Consider the following 16,613-nt stretch of genomic DNA (forward strand, 5'->3'; position numbering starts at 1 on the left):
GTGTAGGTCTTGCGCGGGCCGAAGCGGTCGCACATCGGACCGATGATCAGGCGCACGACGATGGTGATCGCAACGGCAGCGATATTGATGTTGGCGATTTGCGCCGGCGTCAGGCCGAATTCACCTTTGATGACCGGCATCAGAGGAGCACAGGCGAACCATGCGAAGAAGCACACGAAGAAGGCCATCCAGGTCAGGTGGAAGGCACGCATCTGCGGGCTGCTGATGGAGAACAGTTTGATGCTGGTAGCTTTGCTGGCCATTTTTTGATCCCGTCTAGAAAACAAAAAAGCGTCCGCGCAGCCTCGACTTGCACAAGCCTGGATGCGCGGACGCCGTTGTCCTGTTGCCGACCCGCCGTTAGGCCAGCGTTTTAAATGGGAGGATCGCCATTGACCCTATGCCTACGTTATTGCAAGAGCTGTGCCAGCTTGCTCTCAGAGGGAAGGACCCTGATTTTGAGGTCCCGGATGATAGTTTGCGGTGCAATCGCGCCCGAAAATGGTGCAGCGCACTATCGTACGGCGGCACTCAGCGCGGTTTTCACCATGTCGTCAATTTCCGTGGTGATGTTGGACAGTACCCCGGCCACGACCGCAAATTCGCGGCCTGCGTGACCCGCTCGCGCCGCGATCACGCGGGCGTTGAAGGACACCATCTTGGCCTGGCGCGCGATGGTTTCGATGTCCGTAATCACGCCGCGCAGCTGCTTTTTCATCTGGACGGCGTGTTTCTTGGACTGCTCTTCATAGATGGCCGTGATCTGATTCAGCACCGCCAGCACCGGCGTGGTGATCTCGACCAGCTCCGCCAGCAGCGCCGCCGCTTCGCTCCGGCCGCGCTCCGCCGCGTCCAGCGTGCGTTCGGCCAGTTCCACAARACGCGCGATCTGGGACGCGCCATCCAGCTTGCCGTAATAGGCCTGCTCCAGCTCAGAGCAGAATATGCCGGGCAGGGTATCGCTGCCGCTGAGTAGCACCGTATGCGCGTTGCGGAACAGGGCAAGCGCCTCGCGCGCCGTTTCCGCTGCCTGGAACTGGCCTTGTGCCGCCAGCACGGCATACAGCACGAGACGCTGCGAGGTGAAGCGCCTGCGCCCGGAAAGATTAATCAATGCGCCGAAAACTTCGCCCGATAAGGGTGTAGCCGGTGCGTCCGTCATGGTTGGCTCCCATAGTTATTGGCGGATCGCGAAGGACGCGGCATAGCGCGCCGGGTCTTCGCCATCCCAAATGGTCCCGTCCATCAGCACCGAACGGCGCAGCGCTGTGGCGGGTACGGGCGTCTCCGTGATTTCTGCCGCCTCTCTGTACAGGGCGGTCTGGTGAATCTGTGTCGCGATCGCGTGATAGTCGGGATCGCCCTTCAGCAAGCCCCAGCGGCGGTGCTGAGTCATGAACCACATGCCATCCGAAAGATAGGGGAAGTTGGCGTCGCCGTTCTGGTGGAAGGCCATGCTGTGCGGGTCCTCCCAATGCTTGCCCATGCCGTCGTCGTAATGGCCCAGGATGCGCTGCCAGATCACGTCCTTGCCCGTGTTGACATAAGGGACCGCGGAAATGATCTCGGCCATCGCCATGCGGTTTTCCGGGCTGGCGTCGATCCAGCGGCTGGCTTCCAGCACGGCCGCGATCAGAGCGCGGCTGGTGTTCGGGTGGGCGCGCACGAAGTCGGCGGAGGCAGCCAGCACTTTTTCCGGGTGATCGGGCCAGATCTGCTGGCTGGTCGCGATGGTGACGCCTACGCCATCCATCACGGCGCGGTGGTTCCACGGCTCGCCGGCGCAGTAGCCGTCCATATGGCCTGCCGCCAGATTGGTTGCCATCTGGGCCGGCGGCACGGTGACGGTGCGGGCATCCTTCAGCGGATGCATACCGTGCGCAGCAAGCCAGTAATACAGCCACATGGCGTGGGTGCCCGTCGGGAAAGTTTGTGCGAACGTAAAGCGGCGATCTTCGCTGCGCATCAGCTGCGCCAGCGAGGAGCCGTCCTTCGCGCCCTGGTCGAACAGGCGGCGCGACAGGGTAATGGCCTGGCCGTTTCGGTTCAAATTCATCAGGATGGCCATATCGCGGTGCGCAGCGCCGATGCCGAGCTGGGTGCCATATACGAGGCCATACAGCGCGTGGGCGGCATCCAGCTCGCCGGTCAGCAGCTTGTCGCGCACGCCCGCCCACGAGGTTTCCTTGCTCAATTCGATGCGGATGCCGTGCTTGCGGTCCAGCCCCAGCACAGACGCCATCACCACCGAAGCGCAATCGGTGAGCGGGTTGAAACCTATCCTGACTCGTTCTTTCTCGATCTGCATGCTTTACTCCGGCCGGGTTTTGCACCAAAAACGTGCATCAACCCAGCAAATCCTCCACATCCAGGATGCGCTGGGCAATGTCGGCCAGCTTCAGGTTCTTGTTCATCGCCATGGTGCGCAGCTTCTGGTAGGCCTGGTCTTCGCTCATGCCGTGCTTCGACATCAGCAGGCCCTTGGCGCGGTCGATGATTTTGCGCTCGGCCAGTTTGTGGCGGGTGTCTTCCAGTTCGTTCAGCAGCTTTTGCTCGCGCTTGAAGCGCATCATTGCCACCTTCAGCACCGGCTTGATGCGCTCCGGTTGCAGGCCCGCCACCACATAGGAGCAGACGCCGGCGGCCATGGCGGCCTCCATGGAGGAGGGATCGTCGTCTTCGGTGAACATGACGATGGGACGCCGCTCATCGCGGGTGGCGATGACGATGTGTTCGAGCACGTCGCGCGCGTCGGATTCGGCGTCGACGATGATCATGTCGGGCTGCAGCTGGGCGATCTGCTCGGGCAGATGGATGTCGGCGGCCAGCGAGGCAATCACCTCGTAGCCCGCCTCCACCATGCCCGTGTGCAGGGCGTGCGCACGCTCGGATGCATCATTTTCGTGCGGCGGGTGGACCAGGACTATGCGTAAATTGCGGCTCATGCCCTAACTGAGCAAGAACCGCGCCAACTACTTTTGCATGCCCCAGCGGCGGACCGTGTGACGCTCGATGGTGGAGAAGACAAGATTCTCGACCGCGAGGCCGATCAGGATGACGGCGGCGAGGCCGGCGAAGACTTTGTCGGTGTAGAGTTCATTCCGGTTCTGAAAGATGTACCAGCCAAGACCGCCCTGCCCCGATGCGGCGCCAAACACCAGTTCCGCGGCAATCAGCGTGCGCCAGGCGAAGGCCCAGCCGATTTTCAGTCCGGACAAGATGGCGGGCAGCGCGGCGGGGACCAGGATGTCGAAGACGAAGAACAGTCCTTTGAGGCCGTAATTGCGGCCCGCCATGCGCAGGGTTTCGGGCACGGAACGGAAGCCGGCGTAGGTGGACAGCGCGAGCGGCCACAGCACGGCATGTACGATCACGAAAATCAGGCTGGCCTTGCCGAGTCCAAACCACAGCATGGCCAGCGGCAGCAGCGCGATGGCGGGCAAGGGATTGAACATGGCGACGCAGGTTTCGAGCAGATCGCGGCCGATGCGGGTCAGCACGGCCAGCGCCGTGAGCAGCAGCGCGGCGGCAATGCCGGCGGCGTAGCCTTGTGCCAGGACGTTCAGCGAGGCGGCCACGCGCTGCAGCAGCTCGCCGGTGACGAGGCCTTGCGCGAAGGTGCTGGACGTTTGCAGGAACCCGGGCAGCAGCAGGTCGTTGTTGGTCCAGCGCGCCGCCAGCTCCCAGATCACAGCCAGTGCGGCGAGCAGGAACCCCTTGCGCACGGCGGCCTGGGCGAGCCAGTCGCGCCAGCGTTGAGGATTGCGCAGGCGGCGCTCTGCGGCGGCGTGGCCCGCCTGGCGGGCCGGTGGCGCGTCCAGCGTGGCGTAGGTCGCGAACGCGGCGGATGGCAGCGCGTCGGGACCGGTGGCTGCGACAGGCAGAATGTACTCGGGCCGGATCAAAGGGTCGATGGCGCGGCTCACAGGGCAATCCTTTCTGCGCCGTGGTCCTGCAGCGGCGCGGTTGTTTGATCGAACAGCAGGTCGTGGATGCGCTGCACGGCCGCCTGGAATTCCGTACTGCCTACGCTGTGCAGGTCGAACTGGTGCGAGTTCAGTTCAGCGCGCACGCGGCCGGGATGCGGCGACAGCAGCAGGATGCGGTTGCCGACGATAAGCGCTTCTTCGATTGAGTGCGTCACGAACAGCAGCGTGAAACGTTCTTCCTCCCACAGCTGCCCCAGCTCTTCCTGCATATTGCGGCGCGTAAGCGCATCCAATGCCGCAAAGGGTTCGTCCATCAGCAGCACACGCGCACGCATCGCCAGCGCGCGGGCGATGGCTACGCGCTGCTTCATGCCGCCAGAGAGCGTGTGCGGATAGGCGCCGGCGAATTTCTCCAGGCCGATGCGGGCGATCCAGTGCAGGGCAAGTTCCCGCGCTTCCTTGCGCGGCAGGCGTTTGGCGCGCAGGAGCGGAAACATCACATTCTGCAGCACGGTCTTCCACGGCGGCAGCTGGTCGAATTCCTGGAAGACGGCGATGCGATCGGGACCCGGTGTGGTGATGGGCGCTCCATCGATGGAGAAGCGGCCGGCTGCCGGTGCGAGGAAGCCACCGGCCGCGCGCAGCAGGGAAGATTTGCCGCAGCCGGAAGGACCGAGCAGGACAAACCGGTCGCCCTCGTGCACATCGAACGAGACGTCCTGCGCGGCGCGTACCGTGCGCTGGCCATCGCGGTATTCGAGGGTCACGTCTTCAGCGCGCAATAGCGGTGTGGAACGAACGAGATGCAGGGCTTGCGTCATCCTAGCCTCCCTGGCCGATGGCCGGATCATCGAAGAAGTAATCGCGCCAGGATTCCGGTTTGTTCTTGATGGCGCCAACCCGATGCATGAACTGTGCAAGTGTCAGTGTGTTCTGCGGCGAGATTTTGAACTGCACTTCCGGGTTACGGAAGATCTTCACCAGAATGGCGCGATCGACTTTGCTCTTGTTGGTGCGCAGGTAAATGTCCGCAGCGCCTTCCGGATTTTTCGCCGCATAGTCGGCCGCTTCGGCCAGCGCCGCCGTAAATGCGCGGTAGGTTTTGGGGTTCTCTTTGCGGAATTTTTCGGTCGCATACAACACGGTGGAAGAAGACGGGCCGCCCTGCACTTCATAGGAACTCAGCACGATGCGTGCATTCGGATTCTGCGCCAGCTCCTGCTCCTGGAATGGCGGACTGCCAAAGTGGCCGCTGATTTCCGTGCCGCCCGCGATGATGGCGGCTGCCGCATCCGGATGTGGCAGGGTTTGCGTGATCTTGTCGAGGCGGGCGAAGTCCTTGTCGCCCCACTGTTTGGCGACGGCCATTTGCAGGATGCGCGCCTGCACGGAGACGGTAACGGCAGGCAGGCCGATGCGGTCCTTGTCCGTGAAATCGGCCAGCGTTTTTACCCTAGGATTATTGGTGACGAGGTAATAAGGGAAGCTGCCCAACGCCGCCACGCCGCGTACGTTCTGGCGGTCTTTGGTGCGGTCCCAGATCGTCAGCAACGGTCCAACGCCGGCACCCGCGATATCGACGACGTTGGACAGCAGCGCGTCATTCACGGCAGCGCCACCGGAGAGCTGTGTCCACTCGACTTTGACGTCTACGCCTTGCTCCTTGCCGTGCTTTTCGATCAGTTTCTGATCCTGGGCGATGTTCAGCAGCAGATAGGTCACGCCATATTGTTCTGCGATGCGGATGCGGCCCTCTGCATAGGCGGTACCGCCATACAGTGCCAGCGATGCCGCCAGCGCGGCGGCAAACGAAATCTTCATAACAGCTCCTTAAAACGGGACATCGCCCTCGATGGTGGTGCGGTACATCTTGCGCCGCTGGCCTTCCGGCACCGTCGTCGCGAGATGCATCAATGCGCGGTTGTCCCAGAACACCAGATCGTGCGGCTGCCATTGATGGCGGTAGAGATGTTCAGGCTTCACGCTATGGGCGAACAACTCCTCCAGCAACGCCTTGCTTTCATCTTCGGGAAAGCCGACGATGCGTGTCGTGAAATGCTCGCTGACGAACAGCGCACGACGGCCCGTTTCGGGATGCACGCGGGCGACTGGATGGATCACGGGCTTCACTTCGTCGATCTGGGCCTGCGTCAGATTGGGGCGCCATGGGCTGCGCTGTTGCAGCTCTCCATATTTGGCGATGTAACTGTGTTCGGCACGTGCGCCGCGAATCGCGTGGCGCAGCGCGGCAGGCAAGGTTTCGTAGGCCAGGTGCATATTGGCGAACAGCGTATCGCCGCCCTCCTCCGGCAATTCCTGCGCGTGCAGCATGGAGCCCAGGCTGGGGCGCTCTTTGTACGAAAGGTCGGAGTGCCAGAAATGTCCGGCGTCGCCCAGCCCGACCGGCTTGCCATGCTCCACGATGTTCGAGACGACCAGCACTTCCGGATGAGCGGCCAGGGCGAAATTGCGCAGCACATGAATCTGCAGCGGCCCAAAGCGGCGGCTGAACTCAATCTGCTGGCCCGGCGTGATGCGCTGATGGCGGAATACCAGCACATGATGGTCAAGATGTGCAGCGTGAATACGGGCGAAATCCACGTCGCTGACGGGAAGCGACAAATCCAGCCCGACGACTTCTGCGCCCAGCGGCGCGTCGAAGATGCGGACATCAAAGCGCTGGCGCGCCACAGGCAGTTCGGAGAGGACGGCTGACATGGTGTGCGGTATTGAGCTGATCGGAAACCCAGTCTAGGCCGCAACGCCGTGCATTAAAACGAATGCTTTTTACTATGGATATGCGAATTTAGTGCAAGGACCACTTCGCGCCGAAGCGCAGTTCGAGGATGCTGGCGCCGTCGTTGGCGTGGCGCAGGGCCATGCCGAGGGCGGGGCCGTTCCGCAATTGCCACAGCAAGCCGGCCAGCACACTGCGCGTGTTGACGCCGCCGGTGCGCTCGATGCCCGCCTCCAGTGCCGGCCGCACGCGCCAGCTGTCCGGTCCTTCCAGCACCACGCCTGCGTAACGTGAAAGCTGACCGGCACGGTTGCGGGTGGCGGTGAGGGTCAGGTGGCCGGTGCCGGCTGCCACGCGGTGCGAGACGATGCCGGAGCAGCCAGCACCGGCGCCATCCTCCCCGCGCAGGGCAGGAGCGAGCAGACCGCATTCCAGCGCAACGCTGGCGCCTTGTTCATCCTGCAGGCTGCCACGGCGGAGCAGGTGTTTGAAGGACAGCACGATATCGTCCACTGTGACATGATGTTCTTCCTGCGGCGCGTGGGCATGGTGGGCGAAGCGGCCACCGAAAGAGACTTCGGTGTCGTCATCGGGGCCGTAGGTGAAAGTCAGCGCCGGCAGCGATTGGGTGTGCACGCCATGCCTGTGATGGCGGTTCAGGGCAGTGTCGATTTCCAGCACGCCAGCGCCAGCAACGGCTGCATCACCGCCATCGAAGGGACGATAGGCGTGGGCGATGGGACACAGGACACACGTCAGCAGCATGGTGGAAAATATCGTTCGCATCTGCGGCCCGCGGGAGTGGCGACAGCGCCATTGTATTACGCGGGCGATTCGCCTTCCGAAAGCCGCTTGGCGGTGCGCAGTGCCTCGGTGATGACTTCGAAGGCGCGCTGGCGCTCCTCGCGATCCGGCACTCGCAAGGCGAAGGCAGGATGGTAGGTGGCGACGATCCAGCGGCCATCGCGCTGCACGGGTTCTTCCATGTAATCCTTCAGGCTGACGGCGCCGCTTTGCAGGACCGACTTCAGGGCCGTGGCACCCAAGGTGACGATAACGTCCGGCCCCACAGAATCCAGTTCCGCTTCCAGCCAGTAGTGACAGGCCATTACTTCTTTCTGCCCCGGTGTCTTGTGCATGCGCCGCTTGCCGCGCGGCTCCCACTTGAAGTGTTTGACGGCATTGGTGACGTAGACTTTGCGGCGGTCCATTTCGGCGGCATCCATCGCGCGATCAAGCAGCTCGCCAGCGGGGCCGACGAAAGGCTTGCCCGCCAGATCCTCCTGATCCCCGGGCTGTTCGCCGACCAGCATGATGCGTGCGTGGCGCGCGCCCTGCCCGCCAACGGCTTGCGTGGCGTTCTGCCACAGGTCGCAGCGGCGGCACTCGTCCAGCGTGCTGGGTTGCCGGCGGTCCGGCTGTGCGTCTTCCGGCGTGATGGGAATTGTGCTGCCTTTGCGGCGCGTGACTGCCTCCAGCTGGCCAACCTTGCGTGCGCCGGCCGCAGCTTGCGTAATCAGGTGCGGCACCACCGCCGCTTCGGGCATATTCTTCCAGAAACGTGAGCGCACATGGCTGTGCATGATGTCGGCATTGAGGCGCGCCGGATTGAAGATGCTGCGATAGTAAGTGAGCCACATCGCTTCGCTCTCGTCTTCAATTTCTTCAGGACCGTGCAGCAACGGACCAGTGCTGTGCAGCTGCGCGCCGTCCCACATGACGGTGGCATCGGGCGTGGCAATCAGCCAGCTGGTATTGCCCATGCGGCGTGCGAAGTGTTCGGCCACTTGCGGCAGCACATCATGCTCAGGCTCGAACCAGGCGACGAAGCGCGGCGTACCTTCGCTCGGCCTGCGTTCGCGAAAGCGCAGATAGGCGTGCATATCGTGCTCTTCGTGCCGCACAGCCTTGGCCATGCTGTGCAAGCGGTTGCCGTTTTCATCTGCCATCGACATCACCTCACGTTGGCCCAGGTTCCAGCGCCACAGTACGCGATACAGAAAGGCCCAGCGGTCCGCCGCATTGAAGCATGCGGCGCTTGCCAGCAGGTCCATCAGCTCGCGAGAAACGCGCAGGCAGCCTTGCTGCGCAGCGGATGCTCCGAGTGTGGACGCGGCTGCGCCAAACAGATCGCCTTCGCCGTCGCGCCCAAGCCATTGTACGGATTCGGGTGCAACGCGGCGCACGATCAGCTCTCGCGCGGCGGAGCGGAAACTGGCGAAGTCGTGAGCCCGGACGGCAATCATGCGGCAGCCAGCTCCGGCCACAGATTCATTTGCTGCTGCGTATCGGCCATGGCGCGGCGCAGCGCTTCGGATGTGGCGCTATCGCCTGCGGGCTTGTAGTCGGCGGCAACGATAAAGGGCGCGACCTTCTTCATGCTGCAGCGAAGACGCGACAGGTCTTCATAGCGCACGCGCCGCAAGCGCCGCAGCTCGACAATGCGCTGGGCGCTACGCAAGCCGATGCCGGGCACGCGCATGATCATCGATAAATCCGCCCGGTTCAGATCAAGCGGAAAATGCTCACGGTTGGCCAGCGCCCACGCCAGCTTGGGGTCGATGTCCAGCGCCAGGCTGCCGTCCTGCGGCAACAGCTCACGTACCTGGAAGCCATAGCCGCGCAACAGGAAGTCCGCCTGGTAGAGCCGGTGCTCACGCAGCAGCGGAGGTGGCGCCAGCGGCACGGTTTTCGGACTGTCGGGAATCGGGCTGAAGGCCGAGTAGTACACGCGCTTCAGCTTATAACTGCTGTACAGCGTTTCAGCCGTACCGAGAATGCGCTTGTCGTCGCTCGCATCGGCGCCCACGATCATTTGCGTACTTTGCCCGGCCGGCGCAAAGGCGGGCGCTTTGGGTTCCTCGGCTTCATCGAGCTTCAGGCGGATTGCGCCCATCGCCAGCTTGATGGTGTGGACGCTTTTTTCCGGCGCCAGCGCCTGCACGCTGTCCTGCGTCGGCAATTCGATGTTCACGCTGAGCCGGTCGGCATAGCGCCCCGCCGCTTCGATCAGCGCAGGATCGGCGTCGGGGATGGTTTTGAGGTGGATATAGCCGCGGAACTGATGCGTTTCGCGCAGCGTGCGCGCAACGGCCACCAGCTGCTCCATCGTGTAATCGGCGGAGCGGATGATGCCGGAGCTGAGAAACAGCCCATCGATGTAATTGCGCAGGTAAAAATCGACTGTCAGTTTTACCACTTCATCGACACTGAAGCGCGCACGCGGCACGTTGGAGCTGCGGCGGTTGACGCAATACTGGCAGTCGTACTGGCAGAAATTGGTGAGCAGGATTTTCAGCAGCGAGACGCAGCGGCCGTCGGGCGTGTAGCTGTGGCAAATGCCCATGCCGTTGGTGGCGCCAATTCCCTGCTTGCCCACTGAAGAACGCTTCGGCGCACCGTTGCTGGCGCAGGACGCATCGTACTTGGCGGCGTCGGCCAGGATCTCCAGTTTTTCTATTGTTTCCATGATATCGCGATATACTGTATATGCGTACAGTATATCGCGATTCGGAGCGCTCAGACAGCGCGAATCATGTCGACGGCTTTTTCGGCAATGGCAATAGTGGGCGCATTGGTGTTGCCTCCGATGAGGGTGGGCATGATGGAGGCATCGACCACGCGCAAGCCTTCGAGCCCGTGCACGCGCAGGCGATTATCCACCACGGCCATTTGATCCTTGCCCATCTTGCAGGTGCCGACGGGGTGATAGACCGTGTCCACGCGCTGGCGCAGGACTTCGCGGATCTGCTCTTCCGTTTCCACGCCATCGGTGTAGATGTCGCGGTGACGAACCCCAGCCAGCGCGGGGGCATCCATCAGCCTGCGCGTCATGCGGAAGCCTTTGACCATGGTGGCCATATCTTCTTCCGTGCCGAGGAAATTCGGATCGATGTCCGGATGCTGCGCGGGATCGGCACTGTGCAACGTAACGGTGCCGCGGCTGGTCGGACGCAGCACGCACACGTGGCAGGAGTAGCCATGCCGCGCGTGCAAATGGCGCCCGTGATCGTCCACCACGGCGACGCAGAAGTGCAATTGCAGATCGGGCGCCGGTAGCGATGCGTCACTGCGCAGAAAGCCGCCGCCTTCAGCGAAATTGGTGCCAAACATGCCGCGCCGCGTGCGCGCGTATTTCAGCAGATTGGCGCCGCCGCGCGCCAGCCCTGGAATCGAGAAGCCGAGCAAATCCAGGTCACGGGCGTAGTAGTTGAAGATGAAGTCGGGATGGTCCTGAAGATTGCGTCCCACGCCAGCCAGGTCATGACGCACGCCGATGCCATGCCTGCGCAACTCGTCCGCCGGGCCGACGCCGGATAGCATCAGCAGCTGCGGCGACTGGAAGGCGCCAGCGCTCAGGATCACTTCGTGCCGTGCGCGGATGGCGCGAACCTGGCCATCCTGGACGCATTCCACGCCAACCGCCCGGCGCCCCTCGAACAGCACACGCCGCACGGTCACGCCGGTTTCCACGGTGAGGTTGGCACGCACCCCCATGTGCGGCAGCAGGTAGGCGCGCGCGGCGCTCCAGCGTTCGCCGTTCTTCTGCGTGACCTGATAGATGCCGATACCTTCCTGTTCAGGGCCGTTGAAGTCCTTATTCAGCGGATAGCCGGCCTGCTGTGCGGCCTGTAAGTAAAGGCCGTGGAAAGGATTATCGGTTTGCAGTTCGCTGACATGGAGCGGGCCGCTGCGGCCGTGGTATTCGCCATCCAGCGTGGCATTGTTCTCGGAGCGCCTGAAGTAGTGCAGCATGTCCTCATAGCCCCAGCCCTCATTACCCAGCGCGGCCCAGTGATCGTAGTCGATGCGATGGCCACGGATATAGACCATGGCGTTAATGGCCGACGAGCCGCCCAGTGCCTTGCCGCGCGGCTGATAGCCACGGCGTCCGTTCAGGGCCGCTTGCGGCGCCGTTTCGAAGCCGTAGTTGTTCACCTTGTAGCGCATCATGACAGCGCCGCCGATGGGCGCGTTGACTACCCAGCTGTCGCCCTTCCCGCCTGCTTCCAGCAGTCCCACGCTGACATTGCGGTCTTCCGACAGGCGGCCTGCGAGCACGCTGCCCGCCGATCCGCCACCCACGATCAGGTAATCGAATTCCTGCATAAAGTTATCTCCCCTGGATGTTGTAGTTGTTGCTATCAAAGCGTTTKTTAATGCGCCGGTAGTGGAAGGTGAAGCCGGGCCACAGCACGAAGTTGCGGCCCTGCGCATCGAGATACCAGCTCTTGCACCCGGTGTTCCACACCGTGCTGCGCAATCTGCGCTGCAGCGCATCGTTGTAAGCGCGCTGCGCCCTGTCATGCACTTCGATCGAATGCACACCCTTGCGCAGCAAGTGGCGCACTGCGTCCACGGCGTAGCGCGCACCGGATTCGATCATGTAGATCATGGAGTTGTGGCCAAGGCCGGTGTTGGGACCAGTGATCATGAAGAAGTTCGGAAAGCCCGCGACCGTGCAGCCTTTGTAAGCGCCATCCTCGGCCAGCGCCCGGCCAAGTTCGCGTCCGTTGCGGCCGCGAATGTCGGCTTGCGCCATGCCGTGCGCGACATCGAAGCCGGTGGCGAAAATCAGCACATCGACCGGGCGCTCCTCGCCGCGGCTGGTCACAATGCTGTGCGCGCGGATTTCGCTGATGCCGTCCGTCTGCACCGACACGTGTGGCTGCGTTAGCGCAGGATAGTAGTTGCTGGCCAACAGAACGCGCTTGCAGCCCAGCACATAGCCCGGTGTGAGCTTGGCGCGCAGCGCCGGATCGGCCACCTGTTTTTTCAGAAAGCGCTTCGCCTCCCACTGCACAAGGCGTGCGAACCACGGCGCGAACACGAAGATCAGCGCGCGCGATTCGTAGAAGGAGTAGTGCTTGGCGCGGTAGAGATTCTGCAGCGGCTTCGCATGTTCGAGCAGCCATTTCTCGACGCCGCGCACAGGACGGTCCGGACGCGGCAGCACCCAGTGCGCGGTACGCTGGTAGTGATCGAGCGACGCGACCTTGGGTACGATTTCGGGAATGAACTGCACCGCGCTGGCGCCGTTGCCGATGACCGCCACGCGTTTTCCGCGCAGATCCACGTCGTGCTTCCACACCGCCGAATGGAAGGATTCGCCGCGAAACTCTTCGATCCCCTTGATGTGCGGAATGCTGGGCCGGCTCAGCGCACCGAAAGCGGAGACGATGGCGCGCGCGGTCATGCTGCCCTTATTCGTCTCGATGTGCCAGCAGCCGTCCGCTTCATCGAAGTACGCGGACTTCAGCGTGGTGCCCAGGCGGATCAGCGGCGCCAGCTCGTAATCGCGCACGATGCGCTCGGTGTAGGCAAGCAGTTCGTCCTGGCGCGGAAACAGGCGGCTCCAGCCCGCGTTCTGCGCGAACGAGAAGGAATACAGATGGCTCGGCACGTCGCAGGCAGCGCCGGGATAGTGGTTCACACGCCACGTTCCGCCGAACGCCTCATCCTTCTCAAGAATGACGATGTTATCGATGCCCGCCTCGCGCAGCTTGATGGCGCTGCATAGCCCACCGAAGCCACTGCCGATGATGACCACGTCGTAATTCACTGCCGTCTCCCGTCTGTTTTTTGTGGCAATGCCGCTTTTTTTCGACTATATTTTCGACATTAGTCATTGTCAACAACGTATCATGTCAGATTTGAAGAGCCGTCCCTACCGCGGCGTGCAGAAGGAAGACCGCATCGCCCAACGCCGCGAAAAGCTGGTCGACTCGGCGGTCCAGCTGTTCGGCAGCCAGGGATTTGCCAACACCAGCATCAAGGCGCTCTGCGTGAACGCGGGACTGACGGAGCGCTCGTTCTACGAGTCCTTCGGCGTGAAAGAAGAACTGCTGCATGCGGCTTACCTGCACGCGCGCGAGCAGCTGCTGCAGGACGTGCTGGCCGCCGCGCTGGCCGCGCAGCCCACGCCGGAAGCGCGCAATCTGGCGGCCGTCAGCACCTATTTCCGCCAGCTGCACGTCAATCCAGACCGCGCACGGCTGCTGCTGTTCGAACTGGAAGGCGTGAGTGATGCAATGAATGCGGTAGTGCGCGAGGTGCTGGAGGAATCGTCGCAAATGATCCTTAACGTGATCTGCAAGGAGCTGCCTGCCTCGCCGGGCAAAGGCCTCAACGCGACGCTGCTGGCCAGCGGCATGATGGGCGCCGTCTACCAGCTCGGCAAGATCTGGGCGCACAGCGGTTTCAAGCTGCCGGAAGAAGAACTGGTGCGCAATTCGCACGCCCTGTTCCTCGGCATGATCGGACTTTGGGAAAAATAAGAAAACAGTGATAAGGAGACGGCATGATCCTGCTTTACGCTGTAGGTACGGCCTTTCTTGGCCTCGTGCTGTTCAACCGCTTGATGCCGGCGCGCGCCGCGCACACTGCCGTGGGACTGGAGCGCAGACGCTCAGGCCTGGCGACGAAGCATGGATCACTGCCCTATCTGGAAGGCGGCAACGGCCCGGAAACGCTGGTGCTGGTGCACGGCTTCGCGGGCGACAAGGATAACTTCACTCGCATCGCCGCCATGCTGGTGCCGCACTACCGCGTCATCATTCCCGACTTGCCGGGCTTCGGCGCAGCGCGGCGCGATGCCGCGGCAAAGCACGATATCGCGCAGCAGGTGGAGAACCTGCGCGCCTTCCTCAACGAACTGGGGGTACAGCGCTTCCATCTGGGCGGCAATTCGATGGGGGGTTTTATCACCTGCGAATATGCGGCGCGCTATCCGGCCCAGGTGCGGAGCCTTTGGCTGCTGGACCCCGCTGGTACGGCTGCGGCGTTTGCAGTCCCCGCTTTCACGCACTATATGCAGACGGGCGACATGCCCTTGCTGGTGCGCGAGCCCGGCGCGATGCGCGCGCTGCTCGACACCTGCATGCACAAGCGTCCCTGGTTCCCCTGGTGCCTGGAACACCAGCTGGCGCGGCGCGCGGTGCATGACTATCCGCTGCACGTGCAAATCATGCGCGAGGTGGTGGATTCGCCCAGACTGGAAGATCAATACCAGCACATCGATACGCCAGCCCTGATCGTATGGGGCAAGGAAGACCGTGTGCTGAACCCTGGCGCGGCAAGTGCTATGCAGGCACTGCTGCCGGGCAGCGAGGTGATTCTGATGGAGGGCATCGGCCATTTGCCGATGCTGGAGGCACCGCGCCGGACGGCCAGGGATTTCCTGGCCTTCCAGCAGCGGCTAAGAGAACATCAGGCAGCCGAAGTGGCGTAAGACTTCAGGCAAGCGTCGAGGCGGGGCGCCAGGTCTGCAGGCGATGCGATCGACATCTTCAGATCGTTCAGCAGGCCGTCGCGCAGGCCGTACACGAAACCGTGCACAGTCAGTTCCTGGCCGCGGTCCCACGCATCCTGCACGATGGTGGTCTGGCAGACGTTGACCACCTGCTCCATCACGTTCAGTTCGCACAGGCGCTCGCTGCGCTTGCCGATATCGCCCAGCGCTTCGCCCAGGTAACGGTCGTGCTTCTGTGCGACGTCCTGCACGTGGCGCAGCCAGTTGTCCACCAGACCCACGCGGCCGCCGGTCAGCGCCGTGTGCACGCCCTTGCAGCCGTAGTGGCCCACGATGATCACGTGCTTTACCTTCAGCACTTCAATCGCGAACTGCAGAACGGACAGCGAATTCAGGTCCGAGTGCACCACCACGTTGGCGATATTACGATGCACGAACACCTTGCCCGGCGGGATGCCCAGCAGTTCGTTCGCCGGTACGCGCGAATCGGAGCAGCCGATCCACAGATATTCCGGCGCCACCGTCGACAGGTTGTGGAAGTAGTCAGGGTCTTTGGCGACCTTGTCGGCCGCCCACTTGCGGTTACTCTCCAGCAGATTCTGGAGGACGTCCTGGTTTTCGCTCATTGTGCTCACTCGAAGAAGTCTTTGACCTTGTCCATGAAGGACTTGGTTTGCGGGCTGTGCTTCGCGCCACCTTCCGTGGTGGAGCGGTCGAATTCACGCAGCAGTTCTTTCTGGCGGTCGTTCAGCTTCACGGGCGTTTCCACTGCCACGTGGCAGAACAGGTCGCCCGGATAACCGGAGCGCACGCCCTTGATGCCTTTGCCTTTCAGGCGGAAGGTCTTGCCGGACTGGGTACCTTCCGGCACGGTGAAGGACACCTTGCCATCCAGCGTCGGCACTTCGATCTCGCCGCCCAGCGCCGCTTTCGCAAAGCTGATCGGCATTTCGCAGTGCAGATCGTCGCCTTCGCGCTGGAATACCGGGTGCGGCTTGATGTGGATTTCCACATACAGGTCGCCCGGTGGGCCGCCATTGGTGCCAGGCTCGCCGTTGCCGGTCGAGCGGATGCGCATGCCATTGTCGATGCCGACCGGGATCTTCACTTCCAGCGTCTTGTTACGCTTGATGCGGCCCGCGCCGGAGCACGAAGGGCATGGTTCAGGAATGATCTTGCCGGTGCCGTGGCATTTCGGGCAAGTCTGCTGAATGCTGAAGAAGCCCTGCTGCATACGGACCTGGCCATGGCCGCCGCAAGTCGAGCAGGTGGTCGGCGAGGTGCCGGGCTTGGCGCCGGAACCGTGGCAGGTGTCGCACTTGTCCCAGGCCGGAACACGGATCGTGGTATCGAAGCCGTGCGCTGCCTGTTCCAGCGTGATCTCCAGGTTGTAGCGCAGGTCGGCGCCGCGGTACACCTGCGGGCCGGCGCTGCGGCGGCCGCCGCCACCGAAGATATCGCCGAAGATGTCGCCGAAAGCATCGCCGAAGCCGCCGAAACCACCGGCGCCAGCGCCCATGTTCGGATCAACGCCGGCGTGGCCATAACGGTCGTAAGCCTCGCGCTTCTCCGGATTGGTCAGCATTTCGTAGGCTTCTTTGACTTCCTTGAACTTCTCTTCCGCCTCTTTGTTGTCCGGGTTGCGGTCCGGGTGATACTTCATCGCCAGCTTACGATACGCTTTCTTGATATCGTC

The 16,613-nt window shown here is 62.7% G+C and carries 17 protein-coding genes; 2 read left to right on the forward strand and 15 right to left on the reverse strand.

Features of this window, described 5'->3' with window-relative positions; translation table 11 throughout:
• The 13 genes from AB4Z11_RS04540 to AB4Z11_RS04600 all read right to left on the reverse strand — a co-directional run.
• The coding region (locus tag AB4Z11_RS04540) for an MFS transporter (protein ID WP_442023018.1) at window positions 1-263 on the reverse strand (263 nt) is incomplete at its 3' end.
• A gap of 251 nt (window positions 264-514) precedes the next feature.
• Window positions 515-1,162, reverse strand: a complete 648-nt coding sequence (locus tag AB4Z11_RS04545) for a methyl-accepting chemotaxis protein (RefSeq protein ID WP_442023019.1) — start codon at window positions 1,160-1,162, stop codon at window positions 515-517.
• A gap of 15 nt (window positions 1,163-1,177) precedes the next feature.
• Window positions 1,178-2,308, reverse strand: coding sequence for a CmpA/NrtA family ABC transporter substrate-binding protein (locus AB4Z11_RS04550; RefSeq protein ID WP_442023020.1), 1,131 nt, complete (start codon window positions 2,306-2,308; stop codon window positions 1,178-1,180).
• A gap of 37 nt (window positions 2,309-2,345) precedes the next feature.
• A complete protein-coding gene (locus tag AB4Z11_RS04555; RefSeq protein WP_442023021.1) occupies window positions 2,346-2,945 on the reverse strand; it encodes an ANTAR domain-containing response regulator in 600 nt (199 codons plus the stop codon).
• A gap of 27 nt (window positions 2,946-2,972) precedes the next feature.
• The gene (locus AB4Z11_RS04560) at window positions 2,973-3,926 is read right to left on the reverse strand and encodes an ABC transporter permease (RefSeq protein ID WP_442023022.1); all 954 of its coding nucleotides are present in this window, start codon (window positions 3,924-3,926) and stop codon (window positions 2,973-2,975) included.
• On the reverse strand, window positions 3,923-4,750 hold the full coding sequence (locus tag AB4Z11_RS04565; RefSeq protein ID WP_442023023.1) for an ABC transporter ATP-binding protein: 828 nt from the start codon (window positions 4,748-4,750) through the stop codon (window positions 3,923-3,925). Before AB4Z11_RS04565 ends, AB4Z11_RS04560 begins: the two co-directional genes overlap by 4 nt.
• A gap of 1 nt (window position 4,751) precedes the next feature.
• A complete protein-coding gene (locus tag AB4Z11_RS04570; protein WP_442023024.1) occupies window positions 4,752-5,750 on the reverse strand; it encodes an ABC transporter substrate-binding protein in 999 nt (332 codons plus the stop codon).
• Between the two features lie 9 nt (window positions 5,751-5,759).
• Entirely contained in the window at window positions 5,760-6,647 is an 888-nt protein-coding gene (locus tag AB4Z11_RS04575) for a TauD/TfdA dioxygenase family protein (RefSeq protein ID WP_442023025.1), read from the reverse strand.
• Between the two features lie 88 nt (window positions 6,648-6,735).
• Entirely contained in the window at window positions 6,736-7,431 is a 696-nt protein-coding gene (locus AB4Z11_RS04580; RefSeq protein ID WP_442023026.1) for a hypothetical protein, read from the reverse strand.
• A gap of 56 nt (window positions 7,432-7,487) precedes the next feature.
• A complete protein-coding gene (locus AB4Z11_RS04585; RefSeq protein WP_442023027.1) occupies window positions 7,488-8,912 on the reverse strand; it encodes a UdgX family uracil-DNA binding protein in 1,425 nt (474 codons plus the stop codon).
• Window positions 8,909-10,135 (reverse strand): putative DNA modification/repair radical SAM protein, encoded by a 1,227-nt coding sequence (locus tag AB4Z11_RS04590; RefSeq protein ID WP_442023028.1) that lies wholly within the window; start codon window positions 10,133-10,135, stop codon window positions 8,909-8,911. Before AB4Z11_RS04590 ends, AB4Z11_RS04585 begins: the two co-directional genes overlap by 4 nt.
• A 50-nt stretch (window positions 10,136-10,185) precedes the next feature.
• Entirely contained in the window at window positions 10,186-11,775 is a 1,590-nt protein-coding gene (locus tag AB4Z11_RS04595) for a GMC family oxidoreductase (RefSeq protein ID WP_442023029.1), read from the reverse strand.
• A gap of 4 nt (window positions 11,776-11,779) precedes the next feature.
• Window positions 11,780-13,228: a flavin-containing monooxygenase gene (locus AB4Z11_RS04600; protein WP_442023030.1), complete on the reverse strand. Its 1,449-nt coding sequence runs from the start codon at window positions 13,226-13,228 to the stop codon at window positions 11,780-11,782.
• Window positions 13,229-13,310: 82 nt separating this feature from the next.
• Between AB4Z11_RS04600 and AB4Z11_RS04605 the strand changes: the two genes are divergently transcribed.
• A complete protein-coding gene (locus AB4Z11_RS04605) occupies window positions 13,311-13,943 on the forward strand; it encodes a TetR/AcrR family transcriptional regulator (protein ID WP_442023031.1) in 633 nt (210 codons plus the stop codon).
• Window positions 13,944-13,966: 23 nt separating this feature from the next.
• Window positions 13,967-14,896, forward strand: a complete 930-nt coding sequence (locus AB4Z11_RS04610) for an alpha/beta fold hydrolase (RefSeq protein WP_442023032.1) — start codon at window positions 13,967-13,969, stop codon at window positions 14,894-14,896.
• On the opposite strand, the gene AB4Z11_RS04615 is transcribed toward AB4Z11_RS04610, so the two are convergent.
• Window positions 14,875-15,543, reverse strand: coding sequence for a carbonic anhydrase (locus tag AB4Z11_RS04615; RefSeq protein WP_442023033.1), 669 nt, complete (start codon window positions 15,541-15,543; stop codon window positions 14,875-14,877). The genes AB4Z11_RS04610 and AB4Z11_RS04615 overlap by 22 nt on opposite strands.
• A gap of 5 nt (window positions 15,544-15,548) precedes the next feature.
• Window positions 15,549-16,613: molecular chaperone DnaJ (gene dnaJ, locus AB4Z11_RS04620; RefSeq protein WP_442023034.1), on the reverse strand; the 1,065-nt coding region annotated here is incomplete at its 5' end.

The organism is Pseudoduganella sp. RAF53_2, from assembly GCF_052113985.1.
GTDB lineage: Bacteria > Pseudomonadota > Gammaproteobacteria > Burkholderiales > Burkholderiaceae_D > Rugamonas.

What these genes read in the sequence shown, in the direction of transcription:
- AB4Z11_RS04550 (WP_442023020.1), bottom strand. Translation starts at nt 2,308, where the DNA reads ATGCAGATCGAGAAAGAACGAGTCAGGATAGGTTTCAACCCGCTCACC.
- AB4Z11_RS04555 (WP_442023021.1), bottom strand. Translation starts at nt 2,945, where the DNA reads ATGAGCCGCAATTTACGCATAGTCCTGGTCCACCCGCCGCACGAAAAT.
- AB4Z11_RS04565 (WP_442023023.1), bottom strand. Translation starts at nt 4,750, where the DNA reads ATGACGCAAGCCCTGCATCTCGTTCGTTCCACACCGCTATTGCGCGCT.
- AB4Z11_RS04570 (WP_442023024.1), bottom strand. Translation starts at nt 5,750, where the DNA reads ATGAAGATTTCGTTTGCCGCCGCGCTGGCGGCATCGCTGGCACTGTAT.
- AB4Z11_RS04575 (WP_442023025.1), bottom strand. Translation starts at nt 6,647, where the DNA reads ATGTCAGCCGTCCTCTCCGAACTGCCTGTGGCGCGCCAGCGCTTTGAT.
- AB4Z11_RS04580 (WP_442023026.1), bottom strand. Translation starts at nt 7,431, where the DNA reads ATGCTGCTGACGTGTGTCCTGTGTCCCATCGCCCACGCCTATCGTCCC.
- AB4Z11_RS04585 (WP_442023027.1), bottom strand. Translation starts at nt 8,912, where the DNA reads ATGATTGCCGTCCGGGCTCACGACTTCGCCAGTTTCCGCTCCGCCGCG.
- AB4Z11_RS04590 (WP_442023028.1), bottom strand. Translation starts at nt 10,135, where the DNA reads ATGGAAACAATAGAAAAACTGGAGATCCTGGCCGACGCCGCCAAGTAC.
- AB4Z11_RS04595 (WP_442023029.1), bottom strand. Translation starts at nt 11,775, where the DNA reads ATGCAGGAATTCGATTACCTGATCGTGGGTGGCGGATCGGCGGGCAGC.
- AB4Z11_RS04605 (WP_442023031.1), top strand. Translation starts at nt 13,311, where the DNA reads ATGTCAGATTTGAAGAGCCGTCCCTACCGCGGCGTGCAGAAGGAAGAC.
- AB4Z11_RS04610 (WP_442023032.1), top strand. Translation starts at nt 13,967, where the DNA reads ATGATCCTGCTTTACGCTGTAGGTACGGCCTTTCTTGGCCTCGTGCTG.
- AB4Z11_RS04615 (WP_442023033.1), bottom strand. Translation starts at nt 15,543, where the DNA reads ATGAGCGAAAACCAGGACGTCCTCCAGAATCTGCTGGAGAGTAACCGC.